Source organism: Clostridium liquoris (genome assembly GCF_002995785.1).
Taxonomy (GTDB): Bacteria; Bacillota; Clostridia; order Clostridiales; family Clostridiaceae; genus Clostridium_AO; species Clostridium_AO liquoris.
In genome coordinates this window covers 41,267-59,285 of record NZ_PVXO01000036.1, presented here as the reverse complement: position 1 = coordinate 59,285, position 18,019 = coordinate 41,267, and the positions used below count along the sequence as shown (strand labels likewise).

Annotated in this window: 22 protein-coding genes; all 22 read right to left on the bottom strand. The window is 30.4% G+C overall.

Annotated features, from left to right (window positions below; genetic code table 11):
* Positions 1 to 40: 40 nt before the first annotated feature.
* A complete protein-coding gene (locus CLLI_RS14470) occupies positions 41 to 178 on the bottom strand; it encodes a hypothetical protein (protein WP_170063658.1) in 138 nt (45 codons plus the stop codon).
* A gap of 184 nt (positions 179 to 362) precedes the next feature.
* Positions 363 to 1,694, bottom strand: a complete 1,332-nt coding sequence (gene uraA / locus CLLI_RS06795; protein ID WP_106063468.1) for a uracil permease — start codon at positions 1,692 to 1,694, stop codon at positions 363 to 365.
* Positions 1,695 to 1,738: 44 nt separating this feature from the next.
* Complete coding sequence (pyrR, locus tag CLLI_RS06790) at positions 1,739 to 2,275, bottom strand: bifunctional pyr operon transcriptional regulator/uracil phosphoribosyltransferase PyrR (RefSeq protein ID WP_106063467.1); 537 nt, start codon at positions 2,273 to 2,275, stop codon at positions 1,739 to 1,741.
* 148 nt (positions 2,276 to 2,423) lie between these two features.
* Positions 2,424 to 3,344, bottom strand: a complete 921-nt coding sequence (locus CLLI_RS06785; protein ID WP_106063466.1) for an RluA family pseudouridine synthase — start codon at positions 3,342 to 3,344, stop codon at positions 2,424 to 2,426.
* On the bottom strand, positions 3,334 to 3,789 hold the full coding sequence (gene lspA, locus CLLI_RS06780; RefSeq protein WP_106063465.1) for a signal peptidase II: 456 nt from the start codon (positions 3,787 to 3,789) through the stop codon (positions 3,334 to 3,336). The genes CLLI_RS06785 and lspA overlap by 11 nt, the downstream gene beginning before the upstream one ends.
* A gap of 52 nt (positions 3,790 to 3,841) precedes the next feature.
* The gene (locus CLLI_RS06775; RefSeq protein ID WP_106063464.1) at positions 3,842 to 4,480 is read right to left on the bottom strand and encodes a TraR/DksA C4-type zinc finger protein; all 639 of its coding nucleotides are present in this window, start codon (positions 4,478 to 4,480) and stop codon (positions 3,842 to 3,844) included.
* Between the two features lie 105 nt (positions 4,481 to 4,585).
* A complete protein-coding gene (gene aroF / locus CLLI_RS06770; protein ID WP_106063463.1) occupies positions 4,586 to 5,383 on the bottom strand; it encodes a 3-deoxy-7-phosphoheptulonate synthase in 798 nt (265 codons plus the stop codon).
* A gap of 10 nt (positions 5,384 to 5,393) precedes the next feature.
* The gene (locus CLLI_RS06765; protein WP_106063462.1) at positions 5,394 to 6,086 is read right to left on the bottom strand and encodes a 5'-methylthioadenosine/adenosylhomocysteine nucleosidase; all 693 of its coding nucleotides are present in this window, start codon (positions 6,084 to 6,086) and stop codon (positions 5,394 to 5,396) included.
* A gap of 2 nt (positions 6,087 to 6,088) precedes the next feature.
* The gene (gene aroB, locus CLLI_RS06760; protein WP_106063461.1) at positions 6,089 to 7,171 is read right to left on the bottom strand and encodes a 3-dehydroquinate synthase; all 1,083 of its coding nucleotides are present in this window, start codon (positions 7,169 to 7,171) and stop codon (positions 6,089 to 6,091) included.
* A gap of 115 nt (positions 7,172 to 7,286) precedes the next feature.
* On the bottom strand, positions 7,287 to 7,934 hold the full coding sequence (locus CLLI_RS06755) for a DivIVA domain-containing protein (protein ID WP_106063460.1): 648 nt from the start codon (positions 7,932 to 7,934) through the stop codon (positions 7,287 to 7,289).
* 15 nt (positions 7,935 to 7,949) lie between these two features.
* Complete coding sequence (locus tag CLLI_RS06750; RefSeq protein WP_106063459.1) at positions 7,950 to 8,723, bottom strand: YlmH family RNA-binding protein; 774 nt, start codon at positions 8,721 to 8,723, stop codon at positions 7,950 to 7,952.
* Positions 8,720 to 8,986, bottom strand: coding sequence for a YggT family protein (locus CLLI_RS06745; RefSeq protein ID WP_106063458.1), 267 nt, complete (start codon positions 8,984 to 8,986; stop codon positions 8,720 to 8,722). Before CLLI_RS06745 ends, CLLI_RS06750 begins: the two co-directional genes overlap by 4 nt.
* Before the next feature lie 15 nt (positions 8,987 to 9,001).
* On the bottom strand, positions 9,002 to 9,460 hold the full coding sequence (locus tag CLLI_RS06740; protein WP_106063457.1) for a cell division protein SepF: 459 nt from the start codon (positions 9,458 to 9,460) through the stop codon (positions 9,002 to 9,004).
* A gap of 11 nt (positions 9,461 to 9,471) precedes the next feature.
* Positions 9,472 to 10,137 (bottom strand): YggS family pyridoxal phosphate-dependent enzyme, encoded by a 666-nt coding sequence (locus tag CLLI_RS06735; RefSeq protein ID WP_106063456.1) that lies wholly within the window; start codon positions 10,135 to 10,137, stop codon positions 9,472 to 9,474.
* A gap of 74 nt (positions 10,138 to 10,211) precedes the next feature.
* On the bottom strand, positions 10,212 to 10,934 hold the full coding sequence (locus CLLI_RS06730) for a DUF881 domain-containing protein (protein ID WP_106063455.1): 723 nt from the start codon (positions 10,932 to 10,934) through the stop codon (positions 10,212 to 10,214).
* Between the two features lie 10 nt (positions 10,935 to 10,944).
* Entirely contained in the window at positions 10,945 to 11,286 is a 342-nt protein-coding gene (locus CLLI_RS06725) for a small basic family protein (RefSeq protein WP_106063454.1), read from the bottom strand.
* Positions 11,287 to 11,308: 22 nt separating this feature from the next.
* Complete coding sequence (locus CLLI_RS06720) at positions 11,309 to 12,025, bottom strand: DUF881 domain-containing protein (protein WP_106063453.1); 717 nt, start codon at positions 12,023 to 12,025, stop codon at positions 11,309 to 11,311.
* A gap of 14 nt (positions 12,026 to 12,039) precedes the next feature.
* Positions 12,040 to 12,825, bottom strand: a complete 786-nt coding sequence (locus CLLI_RS06715; protein ID WP_106063452.1) for a cell division protein FtsQ/DivIB — start codon at positions 12,823 to 12,825, stop codon at positions 12,040 to 12,042.
* A 159-nt stretch (positions 12,826 to 12,984) separates the two neighbouring features.
* Positions 12,985 to 14,088 (bottom strand): stage V sporulation protein E, encoded by a 1,104-nt coding sequence (spoVE, locus tag CLLI_RS06710; protein WP_106063451.1) that lies wholly within the window; start codon positions 14,086 to 14,088, stop codon positions 12,985 to 12,987.
* Positions 14,089 to 14,107: 19 nt separating this feature from the next.
* Complete coding sequence (mraY, locus tag CLLI_RS06705; protein WP_106063450.1) at positions 14,108 to 15,067, bottom strand: phospho-N-acetylmuramoyl-pentapeptide-transferase; 960 nt, start codon at positions 15,065 to 15,067, stop codon at positions 14,108 to 14,110.
* A gap of 36 nt (positions 15,068 to 15,103) precedes the next feature.
* Positions 15,104 to 16,510: a UDP-N-acetylmuramoyl-tripeptide--D-alanyl-D-alanine ligase gene (locus tag CLLI_RS06700; RefSeq protein WP_106063449.1), complete on the bottom strand. Its 1,407-nt coding sequence runs from the start codon at positions 16,508 to 16,510 to the stop codon at positions 15,104 to 15,106.
* 15 nt (positions 16,511 to 16,525) lie between these two features.
* Positions 16,526 to 17,974: a UDP-N-acetylmuramoyl-L-alanyl-D-glutamate--2,6-diaminopimelate ligase gene (locus CLLI_RS06695; protein WP_106063448.1), complete on the bottom strand. Its 1,449-nt coding sequence runs from the start codon at positions 17,972 to 17,974 to the stop codon at positions 16,526 to 16,528.
* Positions 17,975 to 18,019 lie beyond the last annotated feature (45 nt).

Below are 18,019 nucleotides of genomic sequence, written 5' to 3'. Positions count from 1 at the left end.
AGGTAATTATAACAATTTATTCTTTTTTAATCTTAAGCATTTAATATTTTTTATTGTTTTTATTTATATATATATTCATCACTTGCATTGCTTTATAAGCAGCAAATATAAAAGCCATTTTAGCCATTATGGTCACCACAGGATCTATTACAGCGCATACTGATATTAATTGCGTCATTGTGACTTTCCTCCTTTATTCATAGTTTCTTCTCAAAACTATGGAATTCATACACCTCACTACCTATATTATACATTATTTAAATAATAAATAAAAAAGAAAAAGAATAAATATGAAGGATTTTCTTCCGCATTTATTCTTTATTCTCTACTATTTATTATTTTAAAATTACTTCGTAATTTTTTTAAATTGCTTTTTCAACACTTGCTTCTTTGTCATTATTATTTGGAAATTCATCATCTTCTGTTCTGCTTTTAGCTGGCAGTATTAAATTAAGTATTATTCCAACTAAGGTTGCTAAGGCAACACCTGCTATTTCTACATCTGCACCATTGAACTTAAACTTAACTGACGCTCCACCTATTCCTAATACTATTATTACTGAAGCTATGATTAAGTTTCTCTTTTTGCTAAAGTCAACCTTATCTTCTACAAATATTCTAAATCCTGATGATGCTATTATTCCAAAGAGTAGTATACTTACTCCTCCCATTACTGGCATTGGCATAGTCTCTATTATAGCAGATACTGGACCTATGAAGGATAGTATTACAGCAATTATTGCTGCTCCACCTATTACCCATACACTATATACCCTAGTTATAGCCATAACGCCTATATTTTCTCCATAAGTAGTGTTTGGAGGGCCTCCTATGAATCCTGCAAATATAGTTGCTACACCATCTCCTAAAATGGATCTATGAAGACCTGGATCTTTTGTAAAATCTTTTCCTACTACATTGTTAGTTACATAAACATGGCCAATATGTTCTGCTAAAGTTACAAAAGCTATAGGAGCCATAAGTATGATTGCATTTATATTGAACTTTGGTGCCATAAAAGGTGGCAGCTGAAATAATTTTGTTCCCATAATCTTGTTTAAACTTTCCTGGGATATAACTCCTAGCGCTAAAGCTGATATATATCCTGTAATCATTGCTATAAGAATTGGAATTACTCCCAAAAAACCTTTAAAATACATGGTTCCGAATACACCTACGCCCAAAGTTATAAGTGAAACTGATATCCAAGCCCATCTTGGTACACTAGCCATAGCAGGGACTGAGAATGATGGGTTTAATCCTGCCCAGTTTATAGCTACTCCCGCTAATCCAAGCCCTATAACTATTACTACAGAACCTACAACTACTGATGGCAATAATTTGTTTAACCAATCCGTACCTGTTAAACTAATTATAAAGGCAACAATTATATAAACTAATCCTGCTGCTATTATACCTGACATCATTGCATTTGGTCCATAAGCTGCTGATGCTACTGTCATAGGTCCAATAAAGGCAAATGAAGAGCCTATATATGCTGGAAGTTTAGCTTTAGTACACAAAATGTATAGAAGAGTTCCCACGCCGCTGCAAAATAGAGCTATTGATGGACTCATTCCTGTTAACATTGGTACTAATATTGTAGCTCCTACCATAGCAAACAAATGTTGCAAGCTTAAAGGTATAGTCTTTAAAATAGGTAATTTTTCATTTACATCTATATAATTTTTCATTAATCTTCCTCCTTTTTAGTCTCACTGGACTATTTTAAAAGTTTTTATAGGTCAAATATTTTTACAGCATCTTCTCCATCGATTTCTGATACTTCTACAGAAATCATCTCACTTTTTGATGTAGGTATATTTTTCCCCACATAATCTGGCCTAAATGGTAATTCCCTGTGTCCTCTGTCTACTACTACTGCAAGTTGAATCATATTAGGTCTTCCTTGGTGGAATATAGCATCTATTGCCGCCCTTACAGTTCTTCCTGTATATATTACGTCATCTACTATTATGACTATTTTATTCTCAATATCTACATCTATTTTTTCACTATTCATATGCGGCTGATCATATTTTTTTGTTAAATCATCTCTATATAATGTTATATCCACACTGCCTACAGGAACCTTTACGCCTTCAAAATACTCAATATTTTTACTTATTCTTTGTGCAATGGGTTCTCCTCTTCTCCTAACACCTACAAGTACAACATTTTCTACACCCTTATTCTTTTCTACTATCTCATGAGATATTCTAACTAAAGCCCTTTTAATACCCTTATCATCTAATACTGAAGCCTTTAAATTCACCATTTCACCACCATTCTTAAATTATTAAATAAAAAAGCACCTTTACACAGAGGTAAGGCGCAATGCACTCATTAAAATAATATTTTACGCCTTATGATCTCTCTGGATCACTTAAAGGATTAACTTAATTAATGATATCATATTCATATTACTGTTTCAACTGTTTCTCCAAATTTTCTAGTATTTTTTTAAAGTATTCTGGTAAATCAGTATCAAACTCCATGTACTCTCCAGTAGATGGATGTATAAAGCCTAGTTTTTTAGCATGAAGCATTTGACCTTTCAGCCTAAATTTCTGTTTTTTATATCCATAAACAGGATCTCCTACTAATGGGTGACCAATATGAGCCATATGTACTCTTATTTGATGAGTTCTTCCTGTTTCTAATCTACATTCCACTAGAGTATTTGAAGGGTATCTTTTTAAAACTCTATAATGAGTAACAGCATTTCTTCCATTGGGAACTACAGCCATCTTTATTCTCTCCACTGGATGTCTTCCCAATGGAGCATCTATTGTGCCCTCTTCATCCTTTAATACACCTTCCAGTAGTGCTATATAAATTCTAGTCATAGAGTGATTCTTTAGCTGCTCAGCAAGCTTATTATGAGCCAAGTCATTTTTCGCCACAACCAAAATCCCTGAGGTATCCTTATCAATTCTATGCACTATCCCTGGACGGGTTACTCCATTTATTCCAGATAAGTCTTTGCAATGATTCAAAAGTGCATTAACTAATGTGCCATTATAGTTTCCCGGGGCAGGGTGTACTACCATTCCCTGAGGCTTGTTTACTACTATTACATCTTTATCCTCATATAATATTTCTATAGGTATATCCTCTCCAGCTATATCTAAGGGTACAGCTTCTGGAATATTAAAAATCACAATATCGCCATGTCTTAGCCTGTAATTACTCTTTTTTAATTTTCCATTTACCTTTACATCTTCTCTTTTTATTAATCCTTGTATATAGGATCTTGACTTCTCCTCAAATCTAGAACTGAGGAATACATCTAATCTCATTCCTTCATAATCTTTACTTATAAGAAATTCTTTACTCTCCATGCACATCTTCCTTTATTACAAAAATTGCTAATAAAATAGTTCCTACACTTACTAAAATATCTGCAACATTAAATGTAGGAAAATAATATATATCTTTGTAGTGAAATAAAATAAAATCTACCACATATTTGCATTGTATTCTATCTATGAGATTACCAATTGCTCCACTTATTATAAGCGATAAACTTATCCTTATAAGTTTTGAAGCAGGTTTAAATTTAAATAGATAAAACAAAGTTGCAGATACAACAATTAATGTAGTAGCAGTGAGAAATAATATTTTATCTCTAAAGATTCCAAAAGCTGCCCCGCTATTTTCTAAATAGGAAAACTGAAAAAAGTTCTTGATTATTACTATATCGTTGCCTGAAGATAAAGTTTTTACAGCCCAAAGCTTGGTTACTCTGTCTAAAACTACGCCCAATATTATTATAGCTACTTCCATAGGAACACCCCCACCCTTTTAAATGAAAAATAAAATATAAAAGCTTTTACTTTTATGACATTGTATTTTTATACTGTTGATTACTTATCTTTTCTATTGGCTCAACATAACCTGCATCTTCTTCTTCACCAAAATCATCATAGTAAATTTTTTTACGCTGATTAAACATTCCTACACTTTGATAACTGTCTTCACCATCAAATCCTATCTGATCTTCATAATCAAAATCATTATTTACAAAACCTCCTGAAGGCCCTAGTACTTCTTCTTCTATGGCTCTATTTTTAGGAGCAAAGCTTCTAGCATCTAAATCATAGTTAGCAGAAGCATTTATTTTTTTTTGACAATCTACACAATACTCTGCATAAGGAATAAACTCTAATCTTCCTAAATTTATTTCCTTACCGCAATTTTTACATGTACCATAGGTTCCTTCATCTATCATTTTTAAGGCTGAATCAATCTTATTTAAAATATTAATTTCATTTTCCTTTAGAGCAGCACCGCTTTCTTTAGCATACAACTCTGAAGCTAAATCAGCTGGATGATTATCGTATAATGATAATTCTTGCGTATCCGTTATATTTGAATCTATAGTTTCATTTTTTTTCATAAGAACAATAATGTCTTTTACATTTTTTCTTTCTTCTAACAATCTAGCTTTAAACTTCTCCATACTTTGCTTATTCATAATTATGGCTATCTCCTCTCTGTAAAATCCTATTTTAATAACTATAATTATTTTATCGCTAATCCAGTAAAATTATTCTTTGGATTTCCATGAAGAAGTTTTATATTAAAATAAATTATTTGCTTTTACTCTCTCTATTATTTTTCCCATTGTATCTATAGATATGGTTTCCCTTGCATCAGATATAGAATTATCAGGATTTACATGGCTTTCAATCATAAGACCGTCTGCCCCTGTGGCTATAGCAGCAACACTCATAGCAGGAACAATTTCCCTTAGTCCCGTTCCATGGCTAGGATCTACTATTACAGGAAGTCTGTATTTTCCCTTGATTACTGCTACACTGTTTAAATCTAAAGTATTTCTAGTATAGTTTTCAAAGGTCCTAATACCTCTTTCACAAAGAACTACATTCATATTGCCCTCAGCCATAATATACTCAGCCGCATATAGCCATTCCGCTAAAGTAGCACTCATTCCCCTTTTAAGTAGTACAGGCTTTCTCGTTTTGCCAACTTCCTTTAATAAACTATAGTTATACATATTTCTTGATCCTATTTGTATCATGTCTACATATTCCATAGCCTTCTCCACATCCCTTGTATCCATTATCTCTGTTACAAAAGGCATATGAACTTCTTGACTAACTTCTCTTAAAATTTTCAATCCATCATATTGAAGACCTTGAAAATCATAGGGAGAGGTTCTTGGTTTAAAAACCCCTCCTCTTAACATATGCACACCTGCTTTTTTTAATCTTTTAGCAATACTAAGCATAGTATCTAAATTTTCCACAGAGCAAGGTCCAGATATAAATATTTTTTCCCTTCCGCCTATAGTTACATCTTTTACCTTTACCTTAATTTTATTTCCACTTTTTAAATCTACTAATAAATCTTTCATTAAATATCACCTACATAGTTTCTAACATGTTTTTAAGAATACCTACTGAATTTCTCACTGCTACTGGCTTAAATTCTTCATACTCTATATGAGCACCATTATTAGCATTATCTGAAGCAGATCTTATTACAACGAATGGTACTTCATTTAAATAACATACCTGTGCTATACTGCCGCCTTCCATTTCACATGCCAATGCATTAAACTCTTCACTTAACCATCTTATTTTTTCTGGATCTGCTATAAACTGGTCACCTGTAACTATTCTTCCTATAAAGCATTTACAGTGAGTGATTTTTTCACAAGCTCTTTTAGCTTTTAATACTAAAATCTCATTACATTTAAAGTCAAAGGTATCAAGCCTTGGAATTTGACCTTTTTTTTCGCCAAATACGCTGGAATCAACATCATGTTGGACTAAGCTTTCTGCTATTACTACATCTCCTGGATAAACTTCTTTCCCAACTCCTCCAGCTACTCCAACATTTATAACTGCATCCACATTAAAATCATCTATTAATATTTGAGCGCACACTGCAGCATTTACTTTAGCTACTCCACTCTTTACTACAACAACATTTTTCCCCCATAGTTCACCTAGATTAAACTCCATTTTAGCTTTTACAAGCTTTCTTTCTAGTTTTAACTCCTTTAATAGAGGTTCTACTTCTTCAATCATTGCTCCAATAATTCCAATAACCAATTTTACTCCCCCTTGCCAATGCTTTGTTTTATAGCTTCTAAAATTTGCTCTTTATTTACTTCAATCTTTATTTTTCCATTTCCTATATCTTGAAGTAAAACAAATCTTATCTTATCATTATTTTTTTTATCATGATTAATAGCATACATAAATAAATTATAATTGTCAACTTTGTACTTAATAGGTAATCCTAACTTTTTATATAGTTCTATTGTTTCTTTAAATACTTCTTCATTTAAATTAAGCATACTTTCCGAAAGTTTTAAGGAAACTAATATTCCTAAGGCTACAGATTCTCCATGAGTTAGTTTACCTCCTGAAGTCATTTCTATTCCATGTCCTACGGTATGACCAAAATTTAATAAGTTCCTTATGCCATTGTCCCGAAAGTCTTCTTCTACTATATCTTTTTTTAACTTTAAACAAGTTCTAATAATATGAATCATTTTATCGTTTTCTCTTTCTAAAATTCCTCTATAGTTTTCATTTAGATAGTTAAACAACGCACCATCTTTAATTAATGCATATTTTACAATCTCTCCTAAACCATCTATAAAATATTTTTCATCTAAAGATTTTAGAAAATTGGTGGACACATAAACAAAATAAGGATTATAAAAACTTCCCACAACATTTTTTATTCCATTGTAATTATATCCAACTTTTCCCCCTATACAGCTGTCTACTTGGGAAAGCAGTGTAGTAGGTATATTTATATACCTTATTCCCCTCATATAAGTAGAAGAAACAAATCCTACTATATCTCCAACTACTCCCCCGCCCAATGCTATTATTACACTATCTCTATTAGCATCATTGTCTATTAGAAAAGAGTAAATCCCTTGTACTGTATTTATGTTTTTATTTCCCTCTCCATTCTTAAAATAATATAATTTAACATTAAAGCTTTCTTTAAGTTTTTCTATTCCATTTTTGTATAGAGAAAATACCCTATCATCAGTAATTAAAAAAATATTATCATTATGTTTTATTTTATGTTGAAGTAACATCTGAAAAAGTTTATCTATAGTGCTGTCTATATATACTCTATAGCCCTTTACGCCACTCACTTCCAATTCCTTCATAAAACGCCTCCATTTTTTTATAAACTCTTACTTTTTACCTATTACCTATTATCTATTCTTCATGATATAATTATTAACTTTACACAAAAAAAACTCACTCTTATTGAGCGAGATTTTAATCTTTAACATAAAAGCTTTTTATTTCTTCTAAATTGTCATTTTGAGAATCCTCTAAGGAAGGTTTCTTTTCCTCTAACATAAATCCACTATCACTACTAGTATTATTTGCATCATCTTCAGTATAAGTAGTATCTATATCTTTTTCTTTTAAATCTGTTTCTTCTACCTGGCTTCCAATGTTATATTTTTTTACAAAATCTTTTTCCATGTTTTCGAACATTTCTAACTGAGATTGTATAAAGTTTTTATACTTGGTTCTAAACATAACAAATTCATTTTTTGTTTTTTCAAAATCATCATTTATATTTATAACGTCATCATGTGCCTTATCCAAGATTTTTTTTGATGTTTCATTTGCATTTTTTATAATAAGATCTGATTCTTTTTGTGCGGCTTTTTTGGATTGATCTGCTGCATTTTGAGCTAATAGAAGAGTATTTTGTATAGTTTCTTCCATCTTGCTATAGTGATGTAAATTTTCTTCTGCGGAAGTAATTTTTTCTTTTAGAGATGAATTCTCTTTATATAGCGCCTCATAGTTTTCTGCTATTTTATCTAAGAATTCATCTACCTCATCCATATCATATCCTCTAAAGCCCTTTTTAAATTCCTTACTTGTAATATCCATTGCAGTTATTTTCATTGTCAACACCCCGAATCAAATAAATTTTTTAAATAACATCCTTAACCTTCCACTTCCTGTAGATCCACATACCTCTATAAATTTATATTTACCAAAACCTCTTATGGTAATAATAGATTGCTCTTTAACTATTTTATCCTTATTCTTTACAGGTAGATAATCTATCAACACCTTACCCGAAGAAATTAAGTCTAAAGCTTTACTTCTAGAAAGATTAGTAATTCCACTTAAAATACAATCTATTCTATTAGAAGAAGCAATTATATTTAAATCTTCAAAATTATACTTGGGCAGCCCCTCTGTGTATATATCTACTATTTCTACAGTACATGGACAATTGCCTACATTCTTTAAATTATAAATTACATACTCTATTAATTCTTCCTGTATAGGAACATAACATTTATTATCCTCTAATATTAGATCTCCAAACTTTTCCCTTATAATTCCTAAGGCCATAATGGAGCCTAAATAATCTCTATGACATAATGTTCTAAATGAAGATTTATTCGTTATTTTTATTAATTCCATGGGGTAGTGCCATATTTCATCAGGTGAAAATGCAATTATCCTTCTTTCAGATCCTTCAAATATACCATTACTAAATATATTTACTGGTATAGACTCTTGAAGTTCTTCCAAACTTCTCCACACATTAGGAGGGTAAAATTCATCAGAAAATGCAGTATTCCCGGTTTTATTGCATAGCAGTATTTTATCATATAACTTAGATATCTTGTTCTTATCTTCATATTTTATGCTATCTACAAAATTTTTCTTATCTATCATAGCATTATTGAAAAAACGACTTGTTTTAATATATATACCATAAAGTAGGCAATAATTGGTGAAAAATCAATCATAAGTCCCGGCATTAATTTATCTTGAATTTTTCTGCCTGGTGATAAAAGAGGTTCTGTAATAGCATGAACTAATTGGGTAAAACCATTTTCTCTACCAATAGGAATATATGATAAAATCACATCAATTAATATGGCATACTCTGCAACACCAAAACAAATATTAATAATACGAAATAAAGCAGTGTCCATTGTTACCTCCAAGTTTTATCTATTCCAATTAAACATACTCTTATTTGACAATTCGTCTTTTAGCTCACTATCCACTTCCACATTTGAAGGTGAAACTATATAAATACCTTTTTCTATTTCTTCAAGGCTTCCCCCTAATGCATAAGTAGCTCCACTTATAAAATCTAATAGTCTTTGAGCAGTTCTTGGTTCTAAGGATACAGAGTTAACTACTATAATTTTTCTGCTCTTTAAATTATCACAAATATCTACTACTTCATCATAAGTTATTGGTTTTACTATCATCACTTTAGCAGTAGAAGCTGTATGTATACTTACAACCTTCCCTGGTTTTTTAGAAGATTGAACGATTGGTTCATACTCTTCCCCATTTTCATTTCCCATTTCTTCTGATCCCTCATTTTCATCAAATTCATCCATTTCATCTTCCAAGCCTAAAATTCCCATAACTTTATTTAATACTTTACCTGCCATTTTTTCTCCCCCTATAAATTATAATTTCTTTTTCCAAAGATTCCTTCTCCAATTCTTACCATATTAGATCCTTGCTCTATAGCAATTTTATAATCACCTGTCATACCCATGGAAAGATATTTCATTTCTATATTTTTAAACTTTCTTTCTTTTAAGTTATCGAATGTTGTTTTCATTTCTTTAAAGTACTCTCTACAACTTTCATCATTTCCTTTAGGAATTACTGTCATAAGTCCTTTAACTTTCACGTTACTACAACTTTCACAGGCTTCTATAAGTTCTTCTAAATCCTCAAGGAAAATTCCAGATTTATTTTCTTCTTTCCCTATATTTATTTCAATTAATACCTGTGCTATTATATCTTTACTTTTATACTGCTTTTCTATTTCTTCTAAAAGGCGCAGGCTATCTAAAGAATGTATCAATTGAACTCTGCCTGCAATATATTTAACCTTGTTCCTTTGCAGATGTCCTATTAGATGCCATTTTACATCATCATGGTGAAAGTTATCCATTTTATATACTAATTCTTGTACTTTATTTTCTCCAAAATCCCTTAGTCCTAAATTATATGCTTCTTCCATATCTTCTAAAGGTTTGGTTTTAGAAACTGCTATTAAAGCAACATCTTCTCCAATGGAATCTTTTATATTCCTTATATTCTCATTCATTGACAATATTATCGTCCCCTTAGATTAATTTATCTTAATTTTATTATTCTTCATAAAATTTAAAATTCCTTCATTATATGCTATTTATTTTCAGATTTAATATATTTATTTTCTATATCTCCACTAAAAGCCGGAATCTTAATGTTATCATCTTCTTCTACATCCACAATAATATTTCTCAACATTAAAGATTTTAAATGATTTTCATCTGCTAGCATATAGTTTTTCAAGGTATCTTTATTTCCAATAGCATTAACATAAAAGGGCGCACATACCTGAATGCCATTTATTCTTAAAAAAGCTCCATTACAATATACTCCTGTAGAACTCACTACTCTAAGTCCATTTATTGAAATAGCCTCTGCACCAGCATTCAAAAGATCATTTATTACCTGAATCATATCAGTGTTATGTATTAATCTTAATTCATATTCAAAAGGATCCTGGACAAATTCCATACTGGCATCCTGCAGAGTGATTTTTATTCCTGGGCCCTGTAAATCTGTGTATCCAATAATTTTTTTATTATCCATAATTTCTGAATTTATTTCTTCTATTATTTTTTTCTTATTCTTAGCATTATTCTCATACTTATGAAGCTTATTTGAATACTTTGTATATTCATCACTTAAATTACTTATATCGTTAAGAAGTTCATTTCTATATGAATAGGCATCTTGATATTGCTTACTGCTTAAAAACATTGTTTTGTTTTCCCTTGTAAAACTTATATTCATAGCAATCAATATACCAATTATTATAGAAGCTATAAATACAAACACATTAGCTTCATTATTTCTCATTGATTTCACCTCATTGACGTGACTTAGCCTTTTCTATTAAAAGCCTTCTAACTATAGCAAAGTTATCAAATATTCTTCCTCCAAATACAATAACTGCTGCTATATATATAGGTACACCTAACTTGTCACCCAGGTAAGCTAATCCAGCTGCTAGCACTGAATTGCCAAAAAAACCTGATATAAATATATCTGCCTGAAAGTTTTTTGAAAGGCTTGCCCTTATGGCTCCAAAAACAGAATCTAAACAAGCCAGTATGGCAACAGACATATAGGGTGAAAATTTTTCTGGAATATTAATATTCCATATAGCCCCTACTATTATTCCAATTACTAAACCTAAAAATGCAATCATTCACAACTCACCCCTATATAAATTATTGACTTTTTACTGGTTTTGCATATTCAAATTTATAAGGTTTGTTATATCTATCTATCTTTATATTATCAGATGTCTCATATTTTACATCACAAATACCTTTAAAGTCAGCTAAAGTTTCAGGGAAACTTAAAGTAGCCTCCAAATTCTTTTTGTATCCTATAGCCTTTATTACAATTCTTTTCGAAGGGGAAACTCTGTCTTCTCCATTTATTGATATACTATTTCCTGAAATTCTTATTCCAGTTCTTCCTGTAACCCTTATGTCATTTATAGAAATAGCTTCTGCTCCAGCATATTTCAATTCATTTATTAAATATATCAAATGCTTATCAGTTATTTTGGCTTCATTACCACCACCGAATATAGTACTATTAGGAGTTAAATAAATAATAACACCTTCCCCTTGCACATCAGTGGTTCCTGTTAATATTCTAGTATCTTCTAATTCCTTTAATAAGTTTTTTGTAGCGTCATCTCTTCCTGCAGCTGCTTCTTCATAATTTTTAACCTTTCCTTCAAGTTCATTTACCTTGTTATTTAAATTATCCTTTTCTTTTTTATACTGTTCAATTTCTGCCGTAATATCCGCACTGTTATATGGATTTACATTTATTGTTTCTTGTTTGTGAAGCAATTTAAACTGATAAGTCAGCATAAAACCTAATATAGCACAAACTAAAGCTACACTAATTTGAGAACCCCACTTACGCATATAGCTATTTCCTCCTATTTTTCTATAAATACTACAGGATTTCCATCGAAGCTAACATCTATATATGCCTTTTTAGCATTTTTTATTTCTTCTTTTTGTGATAAAATATTAAAAGCCTTATTTAGCTTTTTATCTAAATCATCGCCATTTCCTACTTTAATTAATACATTTCCATAATAGAACTGTATATTATTCATATCCTGTATATCTACCAAAGCAATTTTATAATTATCCTTTCTATTTCCAATTAAAGAACTAATATTGTATACTAGCTGTAATTTTCTATCATCATCAGTGGCAATAGGTTTACCAATCTGACTTTTTTCTACATCAAATCCCTGAAGTTTAACTAAATTCATATTTTTAATATCTTTTCTAATTTCTAATACAATGCCATTTTTATCTACAATAGCAAATTTTCCATCTTTTTCTCCATAGAAAACAGCTTCTCTTTCCTTTACATTTATCAATATAGTATCAGGGAGCTCTCTTTTTATCTCAACTTTCATTATATATGGATTGGTAATTATACCATTTTTAATATTATCCATATTGGTATAAAATATATTATCACCTTTGTTAATCCCTGAAAGCTTTATTATTTCGTCTTTAGATATATTTTTATTGTTTATAACTTCAATATTTTTAATATCAAAATATGGATGTTTTAAACAAAGAATAATTAAAGTAGAGAAGAGTAATATTAATAATAAACTACATTTTTTTATGAATTTTTTTTTTCTTCTTTTAATTATAAGTTCATTTTTATCTTTTCTATTAAAGTCAATAGCTTCTCCCATAACATCTCCACCTCTTAAATTATAGGCTATATATATAATAACACGATATATAATTAATTTCATTAAATTTATTATTAAATTTATTATTAAATTTTTAATTAATTTTATCTAATAGTTTTTCACATAATTATAGCATTGCTTTTACGCAATGCTATTTTACTAAATATTACTTTTCTGTCTGGAAATATTTAATAATACTCCCATGGCTGTCATATTAACAAGAAGTGAAGAGCCTCCATAACTTATAAAAGGAAGGGGTACTCCTGTTACAGGTATTGATCCTGTAACTACAGCTATATTTATTAATGCCTGCACTGCTATAACTGAAGTTATGCCTGTGGCTAGTAAAGTTCCAAAGGTATCCTTGGCTTTAACTGCTGTAACCACACCTCTCCAAATAAATATAACAAAAAGAATTATTACAAATGTACATCCAATAAGGCCTAATTCCTCGCCTATTACCGCAAAGATAAAGTCATTATGGGGTTCTGGTATGTAATAGCATTTCTGTCTTGATTGTCCTAATCCCACTCCCCATATTCCTCCAGAGCCTAATGCTAAAAAGGATTGGATGAGTTGATAACCGGTTTTTTGCGGATCTACCCATGGATTTCTATAGGAAAAAAATCTATCTCTTCTAAAAGGTACTAAAAGTATTGCTGCCATTCCTGCTAATATTACAGGAAGTACCACCGTGGCAAGATGCTTCAGCTTAGCTCCTGCTACAAAAAGTATAAAAAAAGTTACTGCCATAATTACTGTGGCTATACTTAAATTCTTCTCAAGATAAACCAAGCCAGCATAAAAGCCAGCCACTAAAAGGTATGGAATTACGCCATAGAAAAATGACTTTATTTTTTCTCCTTTTGCATCTATGCTTTTAGCAAGATACAATACTACAGCATATTTTGCTATTTCCGAAGGCTGGAGCGAGGCTGGTCCTAAGGGTATCCACCTTCTAGCTCCATTTCTTTCAGGAAATAAGAATACAACGCACAATAATATTGTTGTGATTATCATAATTAATTTAGTATATTTTTTATATTTATGATAATCTATGTTTATTGTAACAAACATAGCAAAAATACCTATTGCTGCCCATAAAGCCTGCCTTTTTAAAAAATACATACTATCTTTATATTTATAAAATGCAAAATATGAGCTAGCACTATAAACCATAACTACACCTAAGGCTACTAAAAGCATTATTACAGAAAATAGTAAAAAATCTATACTGCTCATTTTATTCTGGAGTTTTTTCATGGTTACCTCCTAAAAATAATTATTTAAAGGATAAGAATGCAATCATGCATAATATAACTGTAATTATTGAAAACACAGACACTACCTTGGTTTCATGCCAGCCGCTCAATTCAAAATGATGATGCAGCGGAGCCATTTTAAATATTCTTTTCCCAGTTAATTTAAAGGAAGCTACTTGCAATATTACAGAAAGTGTTTCTATTACATATATACCACCTACAATTATAACCAAAAGCGGTAACTTTAATATCATAGCTACAGCAGCTACTGCTCCCCCTAAAGCCAAAGAACCGGTGTCTCCCATAAATACTTGAGCTGGGAAAGCATTATATCTTAAAAATCCTAATAGTGAACCCGAAAGTACTGCGCAAAACACTGATAAAGTATAGTGACCCATAATATAGCTTACTATTGCAAAAAAGGTCATAACAAGTATTGTAATAGAAGTAGCAAGGCCATCTAACCCATCAGTTAAATTTACAGCATTAGTGGTTGCCGAAAAATATATTATTATAAAAGGTATATAAAGTTTCCCTAAATCAAAAGATTTTCCTGTAAAAGGTATTATTATTGAAGTTCCTATATCAGGATTATTTGCCGCATAATATGCAAAAGCAAAAGATACAATAATTAATAAAATCATTTTTTGATATGCTCTTAATCCTAGATTTTTCTTATGTACTATCTTTAAGAAATCATCTATGAATCCTATAAACCCAAAAGCAATAAAAGCATAGAGGGCAAACATAGCTTCATCACTGGGCTTTTTCACTAATATCATCATAGAAATTAATGAAGCTAATATAAATATTATTCCACCCATAGTTGGGGTTCCTGCTTTTTTCTGATGGCTTCTAGGCCCTTCTTCCCTTATATTTTGACCAAATTTCAATTTATGCAAAATTGGTATTAATAACGGGCCTCCAAGTATTGATAAAAAGAATGCTACAAGTACTGAATATATTATTTTACTGTTCATTATTATATGCTCTTAAATTAGAGCAAATTCACCTCCTTAATCATTATTAATCTTTAGTTTTTCAATAATTTTCTCAAATTTCATAGCTCTAGATGCCTTAAATAATACTACATCTTCTTTTTTTAAATAGGATATTAAAAACTCTACTACTGAATCATAATCTTCAAATTGTAAGAAGCTTTCATCAGATTCTTTAATCTTCTCATGACTTTCTCTTTCTTGGAAACCTTCCCTATAGGCCTTTCCAAATTCTCCTAAGGCTATAAGTAAATCTATTCCCTTTCCCTTGGCATATTTCCCAACTTCTTTATGAGCCAAATAGGATTCTTCCCCTAATTCTTTCATGGTACCTAAAACTGCTATTTTTCTTTTACCTATAATGTTCATCAAAACGTCTATAGCTGCTTTCATAGAATCAGGACTAGCATTATAACAGTCATTCACTATGGTAAATTTATTTCCTCTTATTATATCCAATCTCATATCACTGGTTTGAAGATTTCTTAATCCTTCTTTTATTTCTTTTAAACTCATTTTTAACACTGTTCCACAAGCTATAGCAAGTAAGGCATTCCATACATTATGTTTACCTGGAAGGTCTATGTGTATTGACTCTTCCACCTGCATTTTTTCTTTAACTTTAAAATCTATACTATTTTCATTTACTACTATATCATATGCATAAAAATCCCATTTATTTTCAAAACCTGTTTTTATTAATGAAAAATTTTTCTCTTCTAATAAGCTTAATAAATCATTATCTCCATTGACTATTAAAGTATTTTTCTCTTTAAAGAAATCTGTAATTTCAAGTTTTGCTTTTAAAATATTTTCTCTAGTTTTTAGATTTTCTATATGAGATATTCCCACATTTGTTATTATGGCTATATCTGGCCTAGCTACATCTGCCATACTATGTATTTCACCTAAATTACTCATACCCATTTCCAGTACTGCCACTTGGTAGCTATTATCCAATTTAAATATCATAAGAGGAAGCCCTATCTCATTGTTAAAATTGCCCTCTGTTTTAAACACCTTATATTTTGCTCCTAAAACCGCAGCGGTTAAATCCTTAGTAGAAGTTTTCCCTGTAGAACCAGTAATAGCTACAACTTTTATATCCAACTTACTCCTATAATACTTTGCTAAATCTAAAAGTGCCTTTTTTGTATCCTGAACCTTAATTATTGAAGTATAATCTTTAATATCTTCACTTTTATAAATCACTTCATCTATTATACAAATCAATGCTCCCTTTTCACTGGCCTGTTTTACATAGCTGTTTCCATTAAAATTTTCACCTTTTAAAGCAATAAAAATACTTTTATCATGGATTTTGCGAGTGTCTGTAGAAATATTATCATAATCAAACCTATTGCCTTTTCTCAACACTTCTCCATTTACAGCTTTAACTATTTCTTCAAAACTTAAATATTCCAATTAGAAAACCCCTTCCTAATATAATTCTTCAATTAATTCTTTAATTATTTCTCTTTCATCAAAGTGTATAGTCTTATCCTTTAATATTTGGTAGTCTTCATGCCCTTTTCCAGCCACCACAATAACATCATATTGTCTTGCTATTTCCATGGCCTTTTTTATGGCTTCTCTTCTATTTTCAACGACTATATAATTATTATTTTTTATACCACTCTTTATATCCTCAATTATATCCAAAGGTTCTTCGCTTCTTGGATTATCCGATGTAATGACAGCTATATCACTAAGTTCTGTTCCTATTTTACCCATAATAGGTCTTTTAGTTCTATCTCTATCTCCTCCACATCCAAATACACTGATTAATCTGCCTTTGGTAAATTCCCTAGCAGTTTTTAATATGTTTTCCAAACCATCAGGAGTATGAGCATAGTCAACTATAATTTCATAGCCTAAATTATATTTTTTAGTTACTATTTCACATCTTCCTGGAACCCCGCTCATATTTTCAAAGCCTCTTTTTACAACTTCCAAGCTTATTCCCTCATTTAAGCAAGCAAGTGCACTACCCAGAGCATTTTGAATATTATATCTTCCTGGTATGTGCATATTTATCTCTGCTTCTTTTCCTTCATAGTTTATACTAAATTCCACACCTGTAGAGTGCATTTTTATATTTTCAGCTTTAAGATTTGATTTTTCTTCAATAGAATATGTTAGCTTATTTCCTTCTATATCATCATATACCCTCTTTCCATATTCATCATCTATATTTATTATTGAGTTTTTACTATTTTTAAACAATAATAACTTTGCTTGATAATAATTTTCAAAGGTTTTATGAAAATCCAAATGATCTTGAGTTAAGTTTGTAAATATGCTCTGAGAAAAATTGATTCCATAAACCCTATCAAGATAAAGAGAATGAGAGGAAACTTCCATAACACAGTAGTCTACGGCTTCATCCACCATGTGTTTAAAAAGTTTATGTATTTCTAAGGATTCTGGAGTTGTTCTATCTGAATGAATTTTTTCATCTCCAATGTAATTAGCAATGGTTCCTAAAAGCCCCACTTTAAAACCTGCTTCTTCTAATATAGATTTAATCATGAAAGTTGATGTAGTCTTACCATTTGTACCGGTAACCCCAATTATCTTTAATTTATCTTTGGGATTTCCATAAAAGTTTGAAGATACTTTAGCCATGGCCTTTCTACTATTTTTTACCTTTACCATAGTACATTCAGGTAAATTGTCCATGTCTTTGTCATAAATTATTGCTATTGCTCCTTTTTCATAAGCTGTTGGTATATATTTATGCCCATCAGTATTATATCCTTGTATAGCAAAAAACAGATCTCCCTTTTCTATGCTTCTAGAATCATATTGAATATTATTTATGTTTACTTCATCTGTTCCTTTTACAATTTCATAATTTAAATCTTTCAACATTTCCTTTAACTTCATAAATTACACCTCTTTAATTAGATTAATTTACAGGCAGTCATTGAT